The following is an 18,671-nucleotide window of genomic DNA, read 5'->3' on the forward strand; positions in this document are numbered from 1 at the left end:
GATGTAGATATTGAAGCATTTGAAAATACTAATAATCATATAGGTTTAGATTTAGGAATTAAAGAATTTTGTATCTCAAGTTGTGGAGAATTTATAGAAAATCCTAAGTATCTTAAGAAGTCATTAAACAAGCTTGCTAAATTACAAAGAGAATTATCGAGAAAAACAATCGGTAGTTTAAATAGAAATAAAGCAAGATTAAAAGTTGCAAGACTTCAAGAACATATAGCTAATCAAAGAAAGGATTTTCTACAAAAACTATCTACTAAATTAATAAAAGAGAATGATATTATTTGCATAGAAGATTTACAAGTAAAGAATATGATTAGAAATCGTAAACTATCTCGCTTAATTTCTGATGTGTCATGGTCAGAGTTTATTCGTCAATTAAAATACAAGGCTAATTGGTATGGTAGAAAAATTGTAAAAGTAGGCAAATTCTTTGCAAGTTCACAAATATGCAATAAATGTGGGTATAAAAACGAGGAAGTGAAGGACTTAAATATAAGAGAATGGATTTGTCCTAGTTGTAATGAAACTCACGATAGAGATATAAATGCAAGTATAAATATATTAAAAGAAGGATTAAGACTAATAACAATTCAAAATAAATAACTTATGTAAGAACCGTAGGAACTACGGGGATGGCCTGTGGAGAATTAGTAAGACATATTTTAGTATGCAAAATTCTATGAAGCAGGAACCCTGTGACTTTAGTCATGGGAGGTTCAGAAAGAAATAGTTTTTCTTATGCTTTTACTTAGTAAGATTGGATTTGATATTATCATATTATGTCCAGGAGGAGAAAACAATATAGAGAATGTTATAAATAACCAATTGATTGATATACACAGATTGGATAAAATGGTATATGACCTTAAATTAAATTCGCTTGAAAATGATATACCTTTACTTAAAAAAATTTTTGGAAAGAGGAGACGATTTTAGATGGGGATAAATATAAATAGTTTTTCAAAAGATAAGAATTCTGTAGAGGTTGCTGATAATTTGCCTACAGCAGTTCAAGAAGAAAATTTCGATATAATGGAATATACAAATAATAAAAAAAATGAACTGAGAAAGTCTAAGGAAGTTGAGGCATTGACGTCTCTTATAGAAGTAGAAAATCCAGATACGATTTTACAATTTGGTAGGAAAGCATCTGAAGGAGTAGCAAGAGTTTCCGATAGCCTTTTAAATACAATAAAATTAAATAGAAATGAAGAAAATTCTAAAATGTTAGTTCATTTAACTAAAATAATGGACAAGTTTGATTTAGATGATTTTCAAGAAACTAAGGAACCAAATTTCGTTCAAAAACTTTTCAAAAAAGCTAATAATGCCATTGAAATGATGTTTCAAAAGTATGAAACACTAGGAGGAGAAGTTGAGAAAATTCAAATTGAGCTTGAGCAGTACGAAAGAGATATAGCGCTTTCTAACAAACAAATAGGTGCTATGTTAAATGAAAACTTTGAGTTTTATAATGAACTTCAAAAATATATTGTTGCTGGAGAAATGGCAATAGAAGAAATGGATAATGAAATACTACCTTTCTTTAAACAAAAATCAGAGACTAGTGGAGACCAAATGGATGTTGTTAATTATCAAGAACTATTAAAAGTTTATGATATGTTAAATCAAAGAGTCTATGATTTAAGAATAGCAGAAAATATAGCCATCCAAACAATACCTATGCTTAGAGGTATGCAACATAATAATTATGGTTTAATTAGAAAAATAAACAGTGCATTTGTTGTAACGTTACCAGTATTTAAACAATGTTTATCTCAGGCCATATTGCTTAAAAAGCAAGAATTGCAAGCAAAATCTCTAAAGGCACTTGATGACAAAACTAATGAATTATTGCTTAGAAATGCACAAAATGTAAGTACTCAAAGTGCACAAATAGCTAGAATGGCTGGAACAAGTTCTGTTCAAATAGAAACACTGGAAAAAATGTATAATACTATCAAGTCTGGTATAGATGAAACTATGAGAATAGAAGAAAATAATAGAGCTTTAATTAAGGATAATACAAAGAGATTGGAAGAATTAAATACGACTATAATTTATAATAAGTAGTATTATATTAAGGGCTAATTTGTATAAAGTTGGCCCTTTCTATGTATATGAGGAGGCTAGACATTGAAATATTTCGATTATATCTGCAAAGATGATTTGGAGAGAATTTTTTTGAAGGAGCCAGAAGACTTTAATGCTAAGACTGAAAAAGATGTGTTGAAATATGCACTTGGTGCTTTTTTATACGTTCCAGCGACTCAATATAATATGATTTATAAGAGTATTGTAGGGGATGTTAAGGGAGTTAGACCATTAGCTATTTGTTTAGAAGATGCTGTTGGGGTAAATGGAGAGTTAGAGGCTATAGAAAATCTTAGATTAATTTTGAAAAATATTAGTAATGAAAGTATAACCAATAAAGATGGAATACCATTAATTTTTGTAAGAATAAAAGATGTGGAGCAACTGTTGAGAATTAAAGAGATTATAATTAAAAATAGTCATTCTATAACAGGAATATTAATTCCTAAAGCAAATTCGGAGTTAATTGAAAATTGTATAGAAGCTTTAGATTCTATGAATCTTCAAGATATGTATGTTATTCCAATAATAGAGACAAGAGAATTTATATATAATGAAAAAAAAGAACTTAGTTTTACTAATTTGTACAATGCTATTTTAAGACATAAGTCAAGAATATTAAGCATTAGAGTAGGTATAACTGATATATTAGGGATGTATGGTATAAGGAGGGACAAAACCTTCTCTATATATAATAATTTAATTTGTTCTTCATTTATACTAGATATAATCACATATCTTCAAAGACCAGAGTTAGATATACCTATAAGTGGTGGAGTATCAGAATTTTTTGATTAAAAAATAGCTACGCACAATCGTGACTTTAGTCATGAGTTAGTAGCTAAAATAGTCAGCATATAGGGAAACCTATATGTAGAGATAGGATAGAACCTATCCAATACTACTTGAATTGCTAAAAACCCCTAAAGCTAACCAAACTAAAACATAAGGATGAAATAAACCTAAGTGTGAAAGTTACGAAAGTAGAAAAAATTGGTTAGATGGTATAAGGTTAAACCCTAAGTACTTTAAAATGGGCAATCAGCAGGTAAGCTCCGAATAGGAAAAACTTCAACGACTATTCCTCTTGAGGGAAGTACACTACAAGCTATTGGTAGTGGAAGTGGGTAGACCTTAACGGGTAATGCCGAAGGATAAGATATAGTCTGTGCTTACGTGAAAGTGTAAGAAGTTCATAAGAGAACTGCATAGGTAGTAGCGAACTTATGTGAACGACAACCTCAAAAATGATAAAAGTTAAGACTTACGGTTCTTAAATATGTTATTTAAAATTAAATATAAAGCCTTCTAAATAATTGTTTTAAATAATTACATTTGTTAATATTATGATAGGTGATTAATAAATTGTTCACCACAGCATTATATAATATATTAAATATGATAAAATCATTAAAAAGTGTATTAAAAAACAATTAAAGTGAGGTGATAGTAGTGGAAAAAGCTTATAAGTTTAGAATGTATCCAAATAAAAAACAGCAAGAGCTAATTAACAAAACTTTTGGATGTTGTAGATTTGTATATAATAAATATCTTGCTAAAAGAATAGAAGTTTATAAAAATGATAAAGAAACTTTTACTTATAAACAGTGCAGTTCTGATTTGACCAATTTAAAAAAAGAATTAAAGTGGCTTAAAGAACCTGACAAATTTTCACTACAAAACGCCTTAAAAGATTTAGAAAACGCATATGAAAAATTCTTTAAAGGAAAGGCAGGATTTCCTAAATTTAAATCAAAGAAAATTAATAGATTTTCATATAAAACTAACTTTACAAATGGAAACATTATGTACTTTAGTCAATATATAAAATTACCTAAACTTGGTATGGTTAAAGTAAGGGATAAACAAGTTCCTCAAGGGAGAATACTTAATGCTACTGTATCTAAAGAACCAAGTGGTAGATATTATGTATCATTATGCTGTACTGATGTAGATATTGAAGCATTTGAAAAGACTAATAATCAGATAGGTTTAGATTTAGGGATTAAAGAATTTTGTATCTCAAGTTGTGGAGACTTTATAGAAAATCCTAAGTATCTTAAGAAGTCATTAAGAAAACTTGCTAAATTACAAAGAGAATTATCGAGAAAAACAATCGGTAGTTTAAATAGAAATAAAGCAAGATTAAAAGTTGCAAGACTTCAAGAACATATAGCTAATCAAAGGAAGGATTTTCTACAAAAATTATCTACTAAATTAATAGAAGAGAATGATATTATTTGCATAGAAGATTTACAAGTAAAGAACATGATTAAAAATCGTAAACTATCTCGCTCTATTTCTGATGTATCGTGGTCAGAATTTGTTCGTCAATTAGAATATAAGGCTAATTGGTATGGTAGACAAATTGTAAAGATAGGTAAATTCTTTGCAAGTTCACAAATATGCAATAAATGTGGGTACAAAAACGAGGAAGTGAAGAACTTAAATATAAGAGAATGGATTTGTCCTAGTTGTAATGAAACTCACGATAGAGATATAAATGCAAGTATAAATATATTAAAAGAAGGATTAAGACTAATAACAATTCAAAATAAATAACTTATGTAAGAACCGTAGGAACTACGGGGATAGCCTGTGGAGAATTATTAAGACATATTTTAGTATGCAAAATTCTGTGAAGCAGGAACTCTGTGACTTTAGTCATGGGAGGTTCAGATGACAAATAGGGATATAAGAAGCAAGTATATAGAAGAAATATTATTGGATAAATATCATGGATTAATTGGAAAGACCGTAATTCATCCAATGCAAATTCAAATTGTACAAGCGCTATCTACAGTATCATATGAAGATTTTACTGATGCTTTGGATATACTGGATAGTACAGACAGTAAGTATGGTGTGAGCAAGGGTGTATTAGGAGAGAGAATGAATGAAACAAATCCACATTTTTTATGGGCTAAAAAAACATTGATTCTATCTAAAATATATGGTGTATTAAATAAAGGAGTAGACTATGAAGAATTGCTTAAATTTTAATTGTGAGATTGACATTATTGATAATCCCTTGAATTTAGAACTAAATGATTTTTTAGATGTAGGAATAAGAAATAATAGCAAAAGACGTTTTTTGTTTATCTCAAAGAAACTCGGTAAACATTTAGCATGTAAGCCAAGTGAGATGGATAATTTGGGAAAATTAATGGCTACAATTTATAATGAAAAAAATAAGGAAGAATCAAATGGTACTGTTATAGCTTTTGCTGAAACTGGTACAGCTGTTGGGCATAGTTTTTTTGATTACTTATGTGGAGAGTATGAATTCATTCATACTACTAGAGAACAGTTTGATGAGTTAGAAAATCTTGAATTTTTAGAGGAACATTCTCATGCAACAGACCAAAATTTATATTTTGGGATGCTTAACAGCTTTAAATTTGGAGACGAGATAATATTGGTTGATGATGAGATTACCACAGCTAACACATGTATAAATATAATTAGGAAGATTCAAAGTATTTATCCTAAAAAGAAATATACTATATGTTCCATACTTAATTGGGTAAGTGATGAGAATTTAAGTAAAATTACTCGTTTAGAAAAAGAACTGGATTGTAAGATAGAATTTGTATATTTATTTAAAGGAAACTTTAAATTTGATATAGATGAAGATGTTATTTCAAATTACAATGATAATTATATTATTACCAAATCAGACACTATTTCAAGGGATAAATTAAACTTAGTAGTAAATCATATTTATGTTGATTTAGAAGATTATATTGGAAATAAGAAATATGTAAAATATACAGGTAGATTTGGAATCAATAGAAGAGAACAATCTAGATTAAAAGAAATCGTTAAGAGAGAAAGTAAAAAAATAACTATGGATAGTAAAGGATCTTTAAAAAATGAAAAAGAAAAGATTCTATTTTTAGGTACTGAAGAATTTATGTATATACCTATGTTGTTTGCAAAAGAAAAAGAAAATCAATGTGATGTATACTATCATTCAACAACAAGAAGTCCAATTATTAATATTAATAAAGATAATTATCCTATTAGAAGTAAGTTTATGTTAAAGAGTTTTTATAATACAGATGTTCAAAATTATATTTACAATATAGATAAACATAATTTTTCGAAGTGCTATTTATTTGTAGAGCTAAATAAAAGTGAAAATTCTTATCTAGAATTTATTGATATAATTAAAGAGACAAGTATAAAAGAATTAACTATAGTATGTTGTAGCTAAAGTGTTTTAACAGGATAAATATATCACAGTTTTAAGATAGGAGTTGAGTCATATGGGAGATTTTAGCACATATTCTAAAGATGATGTTATCTTTTTATTAAAAGATATATCAAATTTAATTGAGGAAGAAGGAAATAAAGAGAGAGAATTAAAAATACAAAATGGCAGACATTATTCAGAAATGATACCAATAGAGTATGAAGTTAGTGAAGATTATCTGAATTTATATCATGAGAAACTAAGAGAAAACAAAGATAAGCTTGCATTTTCTATAGGAGTTATGTGTGAAAAAATAATTAAAAAAAATGGAAATGATGTAGTATTAGTTTCACTTGCTAGAGCAGGAACACCTATTGGTATTTTGGCAAAGAGATATATAAGAAGTAAGTATAATATAAATTTACCTCACTATACAATCTCTATAATAAGAGATAAAGGAATAGATATGAATGCAATTGAATATATAGTAAAGAATCATCCAAGTTCAAAAATTCAATTTTTAGATGGATGGACTGGGAAGGGAACTATATCAAAAGAACTTGAAAAAGCATGTGATGAACTTAATACTAAATTTAAAAGGTATTTTGACTCAACCCTTGCTGTATTAGCTGACCCTGCTGGATATTCAGGGCTTTATGGAATTAGAGAAGACTTCTTAGTACCAAGTGCATGTTTAAATTCAACTGTTTCTGGGTTGGTAAGTAGAACTGTACTAAGAGATGATTTAATTGGTAAAGATGACTTCCATGGAGCTAAATTCTATAGACATTTAAAAGATAAAGATGAGTCTATAAACTATGTAGAAACTATAGAAGAATGTTTTAAAAATCAATTTAAAAATATATCTGATGAAGTTGAAAACTGGGAAAGTGATATTATAACAAGAGATGGATATTTTGATGTCTTAAATATAAAGGAAAAGTATAACATAACAGAGATTAACTTTATCAAACCAGGTGTCGGAGAAACAACAAGAGTTTTACTTAGGAGAGTTCCATATAAGATTCTTGTTAAAGACTTAAATGATAAATCTTTAGAACATATATTCATATTAGCTAAAGAGAAAAATGTTGAAGTTGAACAAATGGATTTAAAAGCTTATAAATGTTGTGGAATAATAAAAAATATGAAAGATGTTTAGAAAATATATTAGACAGGAGAATATTGAATGATTGTTTTTTCAGATTTAGACAGGAGTATCATTTACTCTGATAAATTTTTAAATACTAATAGTGAATATACCAATATAGAAATTTATAGGGAAAAAGAAATATCTTATATATCTTTAGATACTATAAATTTAATAAAGCAAATACAATATTATGGTATGTTTATACCGACAACTACTAGAACAGTGGAGCAATTTAAGCGTATAGGATTTAATAAATACGGGATTCACTTTCCTTGGAGTATAACTTCAAATGGAGGAATTATACTTAAAAATAATGAGATACTCAAATCATGGAGTGAAAGAATAGATAAATTAAAATCTGACTATGAACCCATTGAAAGTATGATTGAGAAATTTAGAGACTATTTAAATATAGATGGCATAACTAATTTTAAAGTTGCAGAAGATACATTTTTTTATATAGTTGTTGATTTCTCAAAATTTAATTTGGATTTAATCAAAGAATATATAAATATCTTGGAATCAAAAAATTGGAGGTTCTATGTGAGTGGCAGAAAAATCTATTTTATACCAAAAGAAATTTCAAAAGAAAATGCTATAAAATACTTGACTAAAGAATTAGAAATAGAATCTTTTTATGCAATTGGAGATTCTATTATGGACTATGGTATGCTTAATATCTCAAATAAAGCTTATGTATTAAGGCATGGTGATATAAATAAAAATGAAATAGAAAATTCATTTTTATTAAGTTCTTTTAGTGGAATGAGTGGAACTGAAGAGATACTAGCTAACATTTTAGACGAAAGTTGCCTACTTAATATATAATGACTGACATGTATAAAAATAAGCTAAAAAATCTGAAATAAGTTAGAATAAAGTTTGACATACTAATTTATTTCAGATTTTTATCAATTTATATTTAAGTAAGAACTCAATATGTTAAAATGAAGGTGGAGTCATTGCCCAGACTGAGATACATTCCTCATCATCAAAATTTTCATACACATGTGGGATAGTACTGTTAAAATAAAAACTATCTCCTTCCTCTAATACATATTCCTTATTTCCAAGTGTTATCTTCATTTTTCCTTTTATTATATAGCCACATTCTTCTCCTTCATGTGTCACAAATTCATTATTTTTTTGTGTATGACCATCTAGCGTAACAAGTATAAATTCTATCTTTTTTCCAGATAAATTAGGAACAAGAAGTTCGTAAAATTTTGTAGAATCATTAGTTACTATTTTTTTTCGATTGTTTTTCTTTACTATTATATTAGAATCTTCTCTTCCAATCTCGTCAAAAAAATAACCTATACTTATGTCAAGAGCCTTTGATATTTTCCACATTGCCACAATTGATGGAACAACCATATTACGCTCAATCTGACTTATTAAGCCTGTACTTAAATCTGAATTTTTTGCTAAAGTAGAGATACTGATATTTTTAGATTTTCTAAGAGCTCTAATTTTACTTCCGACATCTATATTCATTAGATACAAACCTCCTCAGACATGATTATAACATATAATTTCTAAAGATTAATAGAATAAATAAAGTTTTACAATATATGTATTTTTTCTGTTATATTGAATTTTCTGAAAAGATGCATTATAATAGTATTAATATTCAGTATATTAAATATTGATATAGATATTTTAATTTAATGAAAGGGAGGTAGTTAAGATGAAGAGTTTTGTAAGCTCTGATAATATTTGGGTATTATGGGCAGTTATAACTGGATGGGCAGCATTTAGTATTTATTTGGAACAAAAGTATAATTGGGCATCAAAAGTGTCAGGAGCAATAATAGCTCTTGTAGGGGCAATGTTATTATCAAATCTAAATATTATACCAGTAGAGTCTGTTGTGTATGACCAAGTATGGGGATATGTTGTTCCTTTAGCTATAGCTTTATTGTTGTATCAATGTAACATTAAAAAGATATGGAAAGAAAGTGGAAGATTACTCGTAATATTTCTTGTAGGTTCTGTAGGAACTGTGCTTGGAGCTATGATTGGATTTTTAGCATTAAAAAATGTAGTACCAGATTTAAATGTTGTTGCAGCCATGATGACAGGTTCTTATATAGGTGGAAATGTAAACTTTGCAGCTATGTCAGGGGCATTTGATGCTCCAGGAGAATTAGTATCAGCAACAGTTGTAGCAGATAATCTTTTAATGGCATTATATTTCTTTGTTTTAATAGCTATACCATCAATTGGATTTTTTAGAAAACGTTTTAAACATCCACATGTAGATGAGATGGAAAGTATAGGTGTAACTGATGGAGAAACAATAGCAGCAAATTACTGGGGAAGAAAAGAAATATCTTTAAAAGATATAGCAATAGCCATTGGTAGTGCCTTTATAATTGTTGCAGTCTCTGTGGAATTATCAACTTGGTTCAAAGCTATAATACCAGTATCAAATCCTTTTTTAGCAATGCTAAATACTTTATTTGGCAATCAATATCTAATAATAACTACTTTGACTATGTTATTTGCTACATTTATGCCTAATTTCTTTAGCGATATAAAAGGAGCACAGGAGTTGGGTACATTTTTAATATATATCTTCTTTGTTGTAGTAGGTGTTCCTGCTTCAATACCATTAATAATTCAAAAATCACCATTATTACTTTTATACTGTGGAATAATGGTACTGATAAACATGTTAGTTACATTTATAGTTGCCAAAATATTTAAGTTTAGTTTAGAAGAAGCTATTCTTGCATCTAATGCAAATATTGGTGGACCTACAACAGCAGCAGCTATGGCAATATCAAAAGGATGGTCTAAGCTAGTAGGGCCAATACTTATAGTTGGTACATTTGGATACATAGTTGGTAATTATTTTGGTCTTTTAGTAGGAAATATTTTGATATAATTTTACGTGGATAAAAAAGTTGTTTTTGAGAAAGATTTTTATTTAATTGGAGGTTGTTATGATTTTCGATGGACATTCAGATACTTGGGCAGATGTAACAATAAGAAGAATTAACGGGGAGAAAGATGTATTTAGAAGAATCCATCTTGATAATTTTAAAAGAGCGAATATAGAAGGAGCTATTTTTGTAATATGGATAGACCCACCATATGATAAAGAGCCTGAAAAAAGAGTTAAACAAATCATAAGCTCTATAAAAGATGAAATAGAAGATATGAAATATATTACAAATATAGTAAAAAAATATTCAGATATAGATAAAGGTATAAGTGAAAATAAAATAAATATTTTAATTGGTCTTGAAGGATTAAGTCATATTGGAAAAAATATAGATTTAATAGATTATTTTTATAAAGAAGTTGGTGCAAGACATGCATCATTAACATGGAATGAGCAAAATGAACTTGCTACAGGATGTTTAGGAGATGAAAATCGTGGTTTAACTGAAACAGGTAAAAAAGCAGTAAATAAGATGGAAGAATTGGGCATGATAGTAGATGTATCACATTTAAATGATAAGTCATTTTGGGATTTAATGTCTATTGCAAGTAAGCCAGTAATAGCTTCTCATTCTAATGCTAGGAGTCTATGTGATGCTAAAAGAAACCTTACAGATAATCAATTAAAAGAAATTTCAAATACAGGTGGATTAGTAGGAATAAATAGTTTTAGAGGATTTACTAATAGTAATCCTAAGAAACAAGATTTAATACATTTGGTTGACCATATAGACTATATGGTAAATCTTATAGGTATAGAACATGTATCTTTTGGCTTTGATTTTAGTGATTACTTAGGAAAAGAGACTATAGGTTCTTTTACTGGAAATGTTAGTATTCCAAGTGTAGATGGTCTTGAAAGTACACATACAGCACATAATATAGTAGTAGAACTCGAAAATAGAGGTTATAAAAAAAGAGATATAGATTTAATTTCTAGTGGTAATTTTTATAGACTCTTTAAAGATATACTAAAATAATATAATAAATAACCTAAATTTATAAAATATTATATTTACATAATAATATTTACATATTTAAATTAGTGTTTATAGTTTTTTATTAAATTAGATTTTAATGTTACTAGAAATTTCTAGTAACATTTTTTATGCGAAAAACAGATTTATATATATGTATTGACAATGATAATTATTATTGATAAACTATAAAAGTGAAAATGATAATAATTTTCATTTTAATTAAGAAGCGATTTTTAAGGAGGGAGAATGAAAAAAAGGTATTTAGTCATAGGAATAATAATTTTGTCTTATTTTTCTTTATTTATAGGAGCTGAAGATATAAATATAATGCATATATTTGCAAAAAATCAGCATAAGCTTATGATATTTATCATGAGTAGAGTACCAAGATTAATAAGTATATTGATTGCTGGTGTAGGGATGAGTATAGCAGGTCTTATAATGCAACAGATAAGTAAAAATAAATTTGTATCACCTACAACAGGAGCTACAATAGATGCAGCTCAATTTGGTATAGTAATATGTATGCTTTTAGTACCAACTGCATCTATTTTTACAAAGACAATAATAGCGTTTGTATTTTCTCTTGTAGGAACTTTTATGTTTATGAAAATAATAAGGAAGTTGCAATTTAAAAATATAATCTTTGTACCATTAGTAGGTATAATGTTTGGAAATATAATAGGTTCTATGACAGATTTTATCGCATATAAATACGATTTGAGTCAAAATGTAAGTTCTTGGATGCAAGGTGACTTTTCTATGATACTTAAAGGAAATTATGAGATATTATATATCACAATACCTCTTATAATATTAGCATATATTTATGCAAATAAATTTACTGTTGTTGGTATGGGTATGGATTTTGCAACAAACTTAGGTCTGAGTTACAAAAGAATTGTTAATATAGGTCTAATAATAGTAGCACTTGTTACAGTATGTGTAGTCGTTACAGCTGGAAATATCCCTTTTATAGGTCTAATAGTTCCAAATATCGTATCTTTATATATGGGTGATAATATAAGGGCAAGTATATGGTATACTGGTTTATTTGGGGCGATATTTGTACTTATATGTGACATTTTTGGAAGGATTATTATTTATCCATATGAAATATCTATAGGGCTTACAGTTGGAGTTATAGGAAGTATACTATTCCTTTATTTAATCTTAAGGAGGAATGTAAATGAAGCTTAGTCTCAATCAAAAAATTTATTTGGTGAGCGCATTACTATTAATATCAATAGCACTTTTTGTAATCTATAGAATAGATATGAATCATTTAGAATATGCATTGTCGCAGAGAATACCAAAAATACTTGCTATGATATTAGGTGGAGGATGCATAGCGTTTACTACTGTGGTCTTTCAAACAATTACGAATAATCAAATATTAACACCAAGTGTATTAGGTTTGGATTCATTATATGTAATGATTCAAACTATAATAGTATTCATATTTGGTTCAAGTAGTAGTTTGATTATAAATGAGAATTATAATTTTATTATTAATATTGTCATGATGATTGGAGCTTCACTGTTATTATATAAGACGTTATTTGAAAAGAATAAAAATAATATTTTCTTTTTAATCCTAGTAGGAATGGTATTTGGAACATTGTTTAAAAGTGCTACAACATTTATTCAAGTAATGATAGACCCAAACGAATTTTTAGCTTTACAAACCAGTATAATGGCTAGTTTAAATAATATAAATACTAATGTGCTTTTAATAGCATTTATAATAATTATTGCCACAATACCTTTTATATGTGACGAAATAAAGTATTTGGATGTATTATCGTTGGGTAAAGAGCAAGCAATTAATTTAGGTGTAGATTTTGATAAAGTAGTTAAAAAAATGATAATACTAATAGCAATTTTAGTTTCAATATCAACAGCACTTATTGGTCCAATGACATTTTTAGGACTTTTGCTTGCCAATATATCTAGAGAAATTTTTAAAACATATAAGCATACATATTTAATTTTGGGTTCTATGTTGATAGGGATGATTACACTGATAATAGGACAATTTTTTATACAACATGTATTTAAATTTGACACAACTTTAAGTGTAGTAATAAATTTCATAGGAGGAATTTACTTTATTCAATTACTATTAAAGGGGGCAAATAGATGATAGAGATAAAAAATATATTTAAAAAATATAAGAATAAAAATGTTGTAGATGATGTCTCTTTTAATATAGAAAAGGGAAAGATAACATCTTTTATAGGACCAAATGGAGCTGGGAAAAGTACTGTATTGTCAATAGTTACAAGGCTTATAGTAGGTGATAGTGGAGAAGTAATAATAGAAGGAAAAAGCTTGACTAATTATAATAATAAGGAATTGGCTAAAAAAATAGCTATTCTTAAGCAGTCTAACAATATAACTTTAAAACTCACAATAAGGGAATTAGTTGGATTTGGAAGATTTCCATACAGTGAAGGTAATCTAACTAAAGAGGATGAAAAGTATATTGATGAAGCAATAGAATATATGAAGTTGACTGATATACAACATAAGTATTTGGATGAATTGAGTGGAGGTCAAAGGCAAAGAGCTTATATAGCAATGGTAATAGCTCAAGATACAGAGTACATATTACTTGATGAACCACTGAATAATTTAGATATGAATCATTCAGTTCAAATGATGAAGGTACTTAGAGACCTTTGTGACGAGTTAGATAAGACTATAGTGTTAGTAATGCATGATATAAATTTTGCATCATGTTATTCAGATAATATAGTTGCATTAAAAAATGGAAAAGTTGAAAAAGTAGGTCGTACAGATGAGATAGTTAATGAAAAAGTTTTAGAAGATATTTATGAAATGAATTTTAACATTAAGAATATAAATGGAAATCGAATCTGTATTTATTTTTAAAATATTGTATATAAAAATAAACTTACTACATCTTTTTTTATAAAATTTTAGATTAAGATAAATATTAATAAGAAAGAGGGAAATATTGATATGAATAAAAAAGCAGCGATAGTAGCAGCAGTAGCTATAGTAGGATTAGTGACAGTGTTTGCATTAGGTGGAAATAAAAAGAATGAATCAAAAACATCAGAGAATTCAAATGATACCATAAAGATAACTCATAACTTGGGAGAAACAGATGTAAAATTAAATCCTAAAAAAGTAGTAGTATTTGATTATTCAGCTCTAGATACGATGGACGCATTAGGTGTAGCTGAGAATTTAGTAGGGCTTCCTAAGGCGAGTTTACCAGCATCTTTAGAAAAATATAAGGATGAAAAGTATACAGATTTAGGAGGTTTAAAAGAACCAGATTTAGAAGGTATAAAGTCAGCAAATCCAGATTTAATTATAATAAATGGAAGACAAGAAGATTTTTATGAGCAATTGTCAAAAATAGCACCAACAATAAGTACAAGTAAGGATGATAAGAAGTACTTAGAATCTGTTAAAAATAATATAGATAAAATAGCAAAAATATTTGAAGTAGAAGAAAAAGCCAATCAAGAATTTAGTAAAATTGAAAAGAAAATAGATACTTTGAATAAAAAAGTAACAGAAAAAAATTTAAATGCTTTAACTATAATGGTCAATGAAGGTAATTTAAGTGTATTTGGCGAAGAATCAAGATTTAGTATATTATACAATAGTTTTGGATTTGAAAATAAAGATAAAAATATAAAAGAATCAAGTCATGGTCAAAATATTACTTTTGAGTATATAGCTAAACAAAATCCAGAAGTTATGTTCGTCATAGATAGAGGAATAGCTACTGGTAGTGATGTAAAGGACAGTTCAACAGCAAAATCTGTTTTAAATAATGATATAATAAAGTCTATGGATGCATATAAAAATGATAATATAATATATTTAGATTCACCAACATGGTATGTAAATGATGGAGGTCTAACGTCTTTAAACAAAATGATAGATGATGCTTCAAAAGCAGTCAATAAATAAATTATTTATATTAAACATGTCTTGTTTATTACTTATTTAATCAGCCACTTTAGAGTGGCTGATTTTTTATAGTTTAAGTAATAGTATTGATTATAATAATATAAATCTATTTAAAATCTAATAAAATATAAAGTTATACTAGACAAAAAGAATAATTTTTACATAGTTATTATTATATAATTTTAAACGGTATTTTGTAATTATAAATACTGTAAATTATATTAGGAAGTAATAATTTATAAGAATTTATAGATTAGAAAAAAGTTTTTATAAATAAAATTCTAAAAAGGAACTATATAAAATAAGTTTTTATATATTCTAATTGTATAGAAGATTTTATTGGATTTTCATGAACTTTATTTGAAAAATAATTATAAATGATAAAGAATTTATTTATAATAGTTAGAAAAAATAATTTTCAGACAAAAAAGAGACTATGAGCTAATTTACTCATAGTTTCTTAAATAAAATATACTTATTTTCTTCCTGCAACCCATTTTAAGCCCCAATTGAACTCAGTATCCATTTCTCTATGTCCTTTAAAGTATTTAACTACTTTTTCAACACTGAATGTCTCATCATCTACATTTTCTATCAATGCTATTGAACACATATTATAGCCATTTTTATGTTCATCAAGTTTAACAACTAAATCTGAATCTTGTTTTTGTTTGATTGTTACAATTCCATCAGCTTCAGACCAATTAGCTACACCTTCATAGATAAAAGCATAAATAAGTATTCTCTTTATTTCTTTTATTTTATTACCATTTATTCTCAAATTTTCTCCCTGTGTATTACTTCCTGTACGGTCATCTCCATCTAATTGTGCAAAAGGTGGATACTCCAAATTACCAAAAGAATTACCTAGTGCCTGAACAGCACCTTTTACACCATTTTTCATTTCAAACAAGCAACCTAAATCTAAATCTATATTACTGCTTTTTAGAGAGCCAAAAAAACCTTTTTTTTGTATTTTTTGGTTCCAATTTAAATTAACTAAAATTTCACCTAAATTACTATTTTCTTTTTTTGTAAGGTTTATTTTTTGCCCCTTTTTTAGTTCTATAGCCATAGTAATCTTCCTCCATAAACATAGATTTATTTAAATGGTAGCACTTAATAAGTCAATGTTCAACAAGATTAGGATAATAATATTAAAATTATACTAAATATACTAAAAAATAGGAATTACAACACCTTTGTACTTTTCTTCAATTATACTTCTTGCTTTGTCTGATGTAAGAACATCTTGTAGAACTTTAATTTTTTCGCTATCTTTATCTTCAGTTCTAAATGCCAAAAGATTTGCATATTCATCATTTACAGGAGCTGTATAAATTCCATTTTTCTTAGCATCAAGACCAGCTGGTACTGCATAAGTAGTATCTATAAATGCAGCAGTTACATCTGGAAGAGAAGACGGAATTTGAGCAATATCTAATTCTTTGAATTGTATCTCCTTTGGATTTTCTATTATATCCTTAGGGCTAACTAATCCATTACCTTTAGGTAAAGTTAAAAGACCAATACTTTCAAGGTATCTAAGGTTCTTAGAACAAGAAGATGGATTGTTGCTTATTGCAATTGTATCTCCTTTTTTAAATTCATCAACAGATTTTATCTTATAAGAGTAAAGTATTGCTGGACATACATATAGTTTTTTACCAGCCATTATTTTGTAGCCTTTAGCTTTAACTGCTTCTTTTAGATAAGGTTCGTGTTGGAATAGATTTGCATCAATTTCTCCATTATTTAAAGCCTCGTTTGGAAGTATGTAATCATCAAAATTTTTAATTTCTAAAGTATAGCCTTTTTCTTTAATAAGTGGTTTTAATTCTTCTAATAATTCTCCACCTGGGACTAAAGTAGCTCCGACAATTATTTTTTTATCATCTTTGCCTTTGTCTTTAGAACATCCCACTATAGATAAGGTAAACACTAAACATAATAACAAACATAATAATTTTTTGAATTTCATATAAATTCCCTCCTGAATATAATTGATTAGTTAAAAATAAAATACCCTTTTTATTACCCTGCAAAATAAAATAAGCCTGAGTTTAAACTCAGGCTTTAAAAGCTAATTTAGACTCATCTTTCAGTATAATACTGCAGGATTTAGCACCAATGTATATAAAATATACTGGTTGCTGGGTTTCATAGGGCCAGTCCCTTCACCACTCTGGATAAGAAGTATTAATTTTTAATTATGTTATAAATATTATCATGATTTTTTATATCTGTAAATATAATTTTATAAATATTTTAAAATATTTAACATACTCATTTAACACCTAAAATTCCAGAAACTAGAATATCAGTATTAGCGCCTAAGAAATAATCATTTATTTCAATAGAGTCTAAGATATTTCTCAAAGCATTTTCCTCATGTTTTATACCAATAAGTTTATCTTCTACAAATGAAACATCACGTTTTCCAAAAAAATCTCCAAAAAATTTTATAGTGCTTATTATGCCTTTATCAACATTTAAATTAAATTCAACATTTCCACCAGAATATTTTAATTCATTTGAAAGAGTATATTTTGGTGAATTGCCAAAGTTCCAATCCCAAGTTTCATATTTTGATTTAGTAAGTTTTTCTATCTGTTCTATATCATATTCACTTAAACAATAATTAGTATTATCAGTATTTATTTTAGAAAGATAGTTCATTATTGCATCTTTAAATTCCAGTATATCCATTTTAGATTGTAGATGTTCACTTATATTAGTTACACGGGATTTTACAGATTTTATTCCCTTTCCTTCAAATTTTATAGGTTTAACTTTTAGTGCACTTGAAAGGTCGTTTATCTCAGATGAAAATAAAAGTGTGCCATGATGCATTACTTTGTTTTTGTAATTATATTGAGCATTTCCAGAAAATTTCTTACCATCTATAAGAAGGTCGTTTCTTCCAGAAAATTCAGCATTGACGCCTAATGTTTTAAGTAAGTCTATTATTGGTTGAGTGAATCTTCTGAAATCACTGAAACTATTATTATTACAAGCTATGAATGTAAAGTTTATGTTTCCTAAATCATGAAATACAGCTCCACCACCAGATTGTCTCCTAACAACAGGTATAGAATGTTCTTTTATATATTCTAAGTTTATTTCAGAAAGTGTGTTTTGATTTTTTCCAACGATTATAGAAGGTTCATTCCTCCATAAAATAAATAAGTCTTCATCAAAGTTTTTTAGAATATATTCTTCCATTGCTAAATTGAAATAAGGGTTTGTTTTTTCATTATAAATTAATAACATTAAAGTAATTCCTCCAATAAGTGATAAAATTTTTTTGTTAGTCTTAGTACAA

General features: G+C 27.3%; 19 protein-coding genes and 1 riboswitch. Of the genes, 15 read left to right on the forward strand and 4 right to left on the reverse strand.

The features are described from left to right. The 9 genes from IR152_RS03790 to IR152_RS03830 form a co-directional block, all read left to right on the forward strand. On the forward strand, window positions 1–615 hold a 615-nt coding region (locus IR152_RS03790), incomplete at its 5' end, for a transposase (RefSeq protein WP_227450482.1). Between the two features lie 123 nt (window positions 616–738). Then, the gene (locus tag IR152_RS03795) at window positions 739–948 is read left to right on the forward strand and encodes a YceG family protein (protein WP_227450725.1); all 210 of its coding nucleotides are present in this window, start codon (window positions 739–741) and stop codon (window positions 946–948) included. Next, on the forward strand, window positions 949–2,085 hold the full coding sequence (locus IR152_RS03800) for a toxic anion resistance protein (protein WP_227450483.1): 1,137 nt from the start codon (window positions 949–951) through the stop codon (window positions 2,083–2,085). 63 nt (window positions 2,086–2,148) lie between these two features. After that, window positions 2,149–2,904, forward strand: coding sequence for an HpcH/HpaI aldolase/citrate lyase family protein (locus IR152_RS03805; RefSeq protein WP_227450484.1), 756 nt, complete (start codon window positions 2,149–2,151; stop codon window positions 2,902–2,904). 645 nt (window positions 2,905–3,549) lie between these two features. Then, entirely contained in the window at window positions 3,550–4,668 is a 1,119-nt protein-coding gene (tnpB, locus tag IR152_RS03810; protein ID WP_227450485.1) for an IS200/IS605 family element RNA-guided endonuclease TnpB, read from the forward strand. Between the two features lie 117 nt (window positions 4,669–4,785). Then, window positions 4,786–5,109 carry an HpcH/HpaI aldolase/citrate lyase family protein gene (locus tag IR152_RS03815; protein ID WP_227450486.1) on the forward strand — a complete coding sequence of 108 codons (324 nt, stop codon included), beginning with the start codon at window positions 4,786–4,788 and terminating at the stop codon, window positions 5,107–5,109. Beyond that, window positions 5,087–6,325, forward strand: a complete 1,239-nt coding sequence (locus tag IR152_RS03820) for a phosphoribosyltransferase family protein (RefSeq protein WP_227450487.1) — start codon at window positions 5,087–5,089, stop codon at window positions 6,323–6,325. The genes IR152_RS03815 and IR152_RS03820 overlap by 23 nt, the downstream gene beginning before the upstream one ends. Before the next feature lie 52 nt (window positions 6,326–6,377). After that, the gene (locus IR152_RS03825) at window positions 6,378–7,466 is read left to right on the forward strand and encodes a cysteine protease StiP family protein (RefSeq protein ID WP_227450488.1); all 1,089 of its coding nucleotides are present in this window, start codon (window positions 6,378–6,380) and stop codon (window positions 7,464–7,466) included. Between the two features lie 27 nt (window positions 7,467–7,493). After that, window positions 7,494–8,285, forward strand: a complete 792-nt coding sequence (locus tag IR152_RS03830; RefSeq protein WP_227450489.1) for an HAD family hydrolase — start codon at window positions 7,494–7,496, stop codon at window positions 8,283–8,285. A 114-nt stretch (window positions 8,286–8,399) separates the two neighbouring features. On the opposite strand, the gene IR152_RS03835 is transcribed toward IR152_RS03830, so the two are convergent. After that, the gene (locus IR152_RS03835; RefSeq protein WP_227450490.1) at window positions 8,400–8,954 is read right to left on the reverse strand and encodes a cupin domain-containing protein; all 555 of its coding nucleotides are present in this window, start codon (window positions 8,952–8,954) and stop codon (window positions 8,400–8,402) included. A gap of 193 nt (window positions 8,955–9,147) precedes the next feature. Between IR152_RS03835 and IR152_RS03840 the strand changes: the two genes are divergently transcribed. The 6 genes from IR152_RS03840 (at window position 9,148) to IR152_RS03865 (ending at window position 15,346) form a co-directional block, all read left to right on the forward strand. Then, window positions 9,148–10,350 carry a DUF819 domain-containing protein gene (locus tag IR152_RS03840; protein WP_227450491.1) on the forward strand — a complete coding sequence of 401 codons (1,203 nt, stop codon included), beginning with the start codon at window positions 9,148–9,150 and terminating at the stop codon, window positions 10,348–10,350. Between the two features lie 58 nt (window positions 10,351–10,408). Beyond that, a complete protein-coding gene (locus IR152_RS03845; protein WP_227450492.1) occupies window positions 10,409–11,389 on the forward strand; it encodes a dipeptidase in 981 nt (326 codons plus the stop codon). Window positions 11,390–11,635: 246 nt separating this feature from the next. Continuing rightward, the gene (locus IR152_RS03850) at window positions 11,636–12,589 is read left to right on the forward strand and encodes an ABC transporter permease (RefSeq protein WP_227450493.1); all 954 of its coding nucleotides are present in this window, start codon (window positions 11,636–11,638) and stop codon (window positions 12,587–12,589) included. Continuing rightward, window positions 12,579–13,535, forward strand: coding sequence for an iron chelate uptake ABC transporter family permease subunit (locus IR152_RS03855; RefSeq protein ID WP_227450494.1), 957 nt, complete (start codon window positions 12,579–12,581; stop codon window positions 13,533–13,535). The genes IR152_RS03850 and IR152_RS03855 overlap by 11 nt, the downstream gene beginning before the upstream one ends. Beyond that, window positions 13,532–14,287 carry an ABC transporter ATP-binding protein gene (locus IR152_RS03860; RefSeq protein ID WP_227450495.1) on the forward strand — a complete coding sequence of 252 codons (756 nt, stop codon included), beginning with the start codon at window positions 13,532–13,534 and terminating at the stop codon, window positions 14,285–14,287. The genes IR152_RS03855 and IR152_RS03860 overlap by 4 nt, the downstream gene beginning before the upstream one ends. 90 nt (window positions 14,288–14,377) lie before the next feature. After that, window positions 14,378–15,346 carry a siderophore ABC transporter substrate-binding protein gene (locus tag IR152_RS03865; protein ID WP_227450496.1) on the forward strand — a complete coding sequence of 323 codons (969 nt, stop codon included), beginning with the start codon at window positions 14,378–14,380 and terminating at the stop codon, window positions 15,344–15,346. Between the two features lie 475 nt (window positions 15,347–15,821). Here IR152_RS03865 and IR152_RS03870 read toward each other — a convergent pair whose 3' ends face one another. From IR152_RS03870 to IR152_RS03880, 3 genes are all read right to left on the reverse strand, one after another. Further along, window positions 15,822–16,421, reverse strand: a complete 600-nt coding sequence (locus IR152_RS03870) for a TerD family protein (RefSeq protein WP_227450497.1) — start codon at window positions 16,419–16,421, stop codon at window positions 15,822–15,824. 102 nt (window positions 16,422–16,523) lie between these two features. Beyond that, complete coding sequence (locus tag IR152_RS03875) at window positions 16,524–17,327, reverse strand: MetQ/NlpA family ABC transporter substrate-binding protein (protein ID WP_227450498.1); 804 nt, start codon at window positions 17,325–17,327, stop codon at window positions 16,524–16,526. A 110-nt stretch (window positions 17,328–17,437) separates the two neighbouring features. Beyond that, window positions 17,438–17,542: riboswitch (SAM riboswitch) on the reverse strand. A gap of 90 nt (window positions 17,543–17,632) precedes the next feature. After that, on the reverse strand, window positions 17,633–18,619 hold the full coding sequence (locus tag IR152_RS03880) for a lipoate--protein ligase (protein WP_227450499.1): 987 nt from the start codon (window positions 18,617–18,619) through the stop codon (window positions 17,633–17,635). Between the last annotated feature and the right edge of the window lie 52 nt (window positions 18,620–18,671).

Origin of the sequence: Clostridioides sp. ES-S-0108-01 (assembly GCF_020662285.1) — a bacterium.
GTDB lineage: Bacteria > Bacillota > Clostridia > Peptostreptococcales > Peptostreptococcaceae > Clostridioides.